A 3,248-nucleotide genomic window follows, 5' to 3' on the forward strand; every position below is an offset into this window, starting at 1 on the left:
CCGACTGGTCCGGCGCGCCGGCCGTCGCCCGCTGGCGGCCGGGTACGGTCCTTGACGCGGCCGTCGAAGCCTCGCAGGGGACGATGACCCGCTTCCTGCGCGAGGAGACCTTCGACCTGGAGCAGGCCCTCAAGCTCCACGCCGCCTCGGACACCCCCACCGAACGGGGTGCCGCCGCGCTCCGGTGGTTCGCCCGCCACGAGGAGCGCCCCCTGCTGGCCCGCGCCCGCTACCACGTGGCCCTCGCCCACCGGATGGCCCTCAGCACCCTCGGCAGGAACGGCGTCGGCATCGGCATGGAACGCGGGTGGTACGCGTACCAGTGGCTCGCCTGGTCCGCCGCGTACGAGGGGGGCCCGATGCCGCTCCTCTACGCCAGGAGCTCCGCGGAACCGCCGAGTCCCGTGTCCCTGCGGAGCTTCGGGCTGCGGCAGTTCTGGTGATCACCGTGCGACGGCCGTCCTTCTGCGGACTTTCGCCGCGGGGGCCGCGGGAAGCGGGGCGGGGCGGCCGGCGAGGCTCTTGAGGGCGACGGCGGTGACGGCGAGGAGGAAGCGGCAGTTCGCCGATGTCTCCGTAGGGGACGGTGATCGTGGCGTGGAAGGTCATGGTCAGGGCCCCGGTGACGGCCCCGCCGGGAGCACCCGCAGCGGGTCGGCGAGGGCGAAGGGGATCGCGCCCTCGGGGACGAAGGCCGAGCCGAAGAGCCAGGCGGCCTTGCCGTAGGCCCGCTCCGACGGGGTGAGGAGTCTGCCCCGGACGAGGGTGGCGAGGCTCATGCCGAGCGCGGGCACCATGCCGGCCGCGACGACGGCGGCCATCATGGTCATGCCGGTCGGGTTGAACTCGGCGGGGTCGACGCCGCTGACGCCCACGGTGCCGAAGGCGACGGCCGCCTTGCCGATCGCGAGGTCGCGGCAGACCATCAGCCCAAGGACCGCGCCGGCCAGGACGAGGTGGTTGAACTCCAGCCACGCGAGCTTGCTGTGCAGCCACCCGGTCAGCGCGGTCAGCCGCTCCCCGACGAGAGCGATGACCAGCGCGGCGGTCACCAGGCTCGCCACCAGCGGCACCAGTACGGCCGAGGCGGCGTCCCCCAGCGCCGGCGGCACGGGAATCCGCGCGAGCACCAGGGTGACCCCGCCCGCGACCAGGCCGGCCAGCAGACCGGTGAGAACGCCGCTCTGGACGCCCGTCGCGGCCATGCCGCCCAGCAGTCCGGCGTCGACGCGGAGCGTCGGCGACCGACGACAACGCCGCTGGGGTCCCCCCTGCTCGCAGAGCTTGGGGGAGCGCGTGGCAGGCTGGGATACGTGCGCTGCGCAAAGAAACCGGGGGTTCTTGACGAAGGCCCGGCGGTCGGATCACCGTCGTCGATCAGTCGGCGTGGGATTCGCCGGACGCGACGGAGGGGATGAGGTTCCGTGCATGGCCGACCCGAACCCGGTCCCGGCGTGCCCCGTACGGCCCGGCACGACTGGTGGGGCGTCGTCCTTGAGGCGCCCGATCCTCATGAACTCGCCCGCTTCTACTCGGAGTTGCTCGGCTGGCCCATAGTGAAGGAGGACGACGACGGGGCCGCGGTCGCACCCCCGGAGGGCGTCGCGTATCTCGGTTTCCAGCGTGCCGACGGGTACGCCCCTCCGGTCTGGCCCCCGCGTGAGGGCTCGCCGCGGATGAGCGCGCACCTCGACTTCGAGGTCATCGATCTCCGTGTCGCCGTCGAGCATGCGCTCCACCTCGGGGCGAGGGAAGCCGAGTTGCAGCCGCAGAGCAACGTCCGTGTCCTGCTCGACCCCGCCGGGCATCCCTTCTGCCTCTACACCGACGGCCACGGTTAGGGTGGCCCGATGCCGCTCGTGGAGATCACTTACGCCCCGCACGTCTCTGCGGACACCTTGCGTGGACTCGGTGCCGTCCTCCCCCATCTCGTGTCCGTCGCCGTGGAGTGTCCCGAGGAGCCCTACGACGGGGAACTCCAGCCGGGGGACGTGGAGTTGCGGTTCCGCTCGCTGGGGCCGTACGACCGCTGCGGGCTCGATGTCGTGATCGAGGTGCGGTCGAAGTGGTTCGAGAGCCGGGCGGGGAACCGCCAGGAGCGGGTGGACGCACTGCACGCGGGGATCGCCTCGGCGACGGGGCTGGAGGACTTCGGCGTGTACCTCTCGCTGCCGGTGGCCGCGTGGTCCCAGGGGGACTGACCGGTGGACCTCGCCGCGCGGCTGCGTCATGTGTACTGGATCGGCGGGAGCCCCGGCGCCGGCAAGTCGACGATCGCCCGCAGGCTCGCCGTGCGCCGGGGCCTGCGTCTGTACGTCACGGACGACACGATGCCGGACCACGCCGAGCGCACCACGCCCCAACAGGCGCCGTTCCTGCACGAGTTCATGGCGATGTCCATGGACGAGCGGTGGGTGGACCGGTCGCCGCGCACCATGTTCGAGACGTTCCACTGGTACCGGGGCGAGGGCTTCGGCCTGATCGTCGAGGACCTGCTGCGCCTGCCCCAGGACCGGCCCGTGATCGTCGAGGGCTTCCGCCTCCTCCCCCGCCTCGTCCACCCCCTGCTCCCCGCTGCGCAGCACGCCGTCTGGCTCCTCCCGACGCCCGCCTTCCGAGAAGCGGCCGTCTCGGGCCGGTCGGCTCCCGGCGAGGGGTTCATCTGGCGGACCAGCGACCCGGAGAAGGCCGCACGCAATCTCGCGGAGCGGGACGCGATGTTCGTCGAACGGCTTGAGGAGGAGACCGCGCGCCTGCACCTGCCGGTCGTCCGGGTCGACGTCACGATGACGGAGCAGCAACTCGAGGACCACGTCGGTGGGGTGTTCGGGTTCTGACACCGCAGGCAGAGCGAGCGGCCCGCCTCGACTAGGACACCTTCTGGCCTAGTCGCGCCCTACCGTCGCCGGTGACGCACTTCGGCGAGAGGAATCCCATGTCTGCGCAGCCCAGCGGTTACACCACCGTCGCCCCTTGGATCGTCACCGAGGACACCGGCGCGTTTCTGGATTTCGTGGTGGACGTGTTCGGGGGTGAGGAGTTGGGGCGGGTGGTGACCGAGGACGGGGCCGTCGGGCATGGCGAGGTGCGGGTCGGGGACACCGTGGTGCTGGCGTTCGACCGGCGGGAGGACTGGCCGGTGATGCCGAGTCTGCTGCGGGTGTTCGTCGAGGACGCGGACGGCGTCGTCGCGCGGGCCGTGGCGAGCGGGGGACGGGTGGTCACGCCCGTCATGGACAGTGCTTTCG

At 72.0% G+C, this 3,248-nt stretch carries 5 protein-coding genes and 1 pseudogene; 5 read left to right on the forward strand and 1 reads right to left on the reverse strand.

Annotation, left to right across the window (positions count from 1 at the left end):
• A pseudogene (locus AOK24_RS34435) lies at positions 1 to 443 on the forward strand (hypothetical protein); the annotation flags it as partial.
• Between the two features lie 168 nt (positions 444 to 611).
• Here the strand turns inward: AOK24_RS34435 and AOK24_RS34440 are convergent.
• Positions 612 to 1,205, reverse strand: coding sequence for a hypothetical protein (locus tag AOK24_RS34440; RefSeq protein WP_055723924.1), 594 nt, complete (start codon positions 1,203 to 1,205; stop codon positions 612 to 614).
• Between the two features lie 219 nt (positions 1,206 to 1,424).
• Between AOK24_RS34440 and AOK24_RS34445 the strand changes: the two genes are divergently transcribed.
• The 4 genes from AOK24_RS34445 to AOK24_RS34460 all read left to right on the forward strand — a co-directional run.
• Positions 1,425 to 1,841, forward strand: coding sequence for a VOC family protein (locus tag AOK24_RS34445; RefSeq protein ID WP_055723925.1), 417 nt, complete (start codon positions 1,425 to 1,427; stop codon positions 1,839 to 1,841).
• 9 nt (positions 1,842 to 1,850) lie between these two features.
• Positions 1,851 to 2,201, forward strand: coding sequence for a hypothetical protein (locus tag AOK24_RS34450; protein ID WP_055723926.1), 351 nt, complete (start codon positions 1,851 to 1,853; stop codon positions 2,199 to 2,201).
• Positions 2,202 to 2,204: 3 nt separating this feature from the next.
• Positions 2,205 to 2,837: a hypothetical protein gene (locus tag AOK24_RS34455; protein WP_055723927.1), complete on the forward strand. Its 633-nt coding sequence runs from the start codon at positions 2,205 to 2,207 to the stop codon at positions 2,835 to 2,837.
• Between the two features lie 98 nt (positions 2,838 to 2,935).
• Positions 2,936 to 3,248 (forward strand): VOC family protein (locus tag AOK24_RS34460; RefSeq protein ID WP_206191323.1); only part of this gene is annotated, 313 nt, incomplete at its 3' end.

Origin of the sequence: Streptomyces niveiscabiei (assembly GCF_001419795.1) — a bacterium.
In the GTDB taxonomy this organism is placed as follows: Bacteria; Actinomycetota; Actinomycetes; order Streptomycetales; family Streptomycetaceae; genus Streptomyces; species Streptomyces niveiscabiei.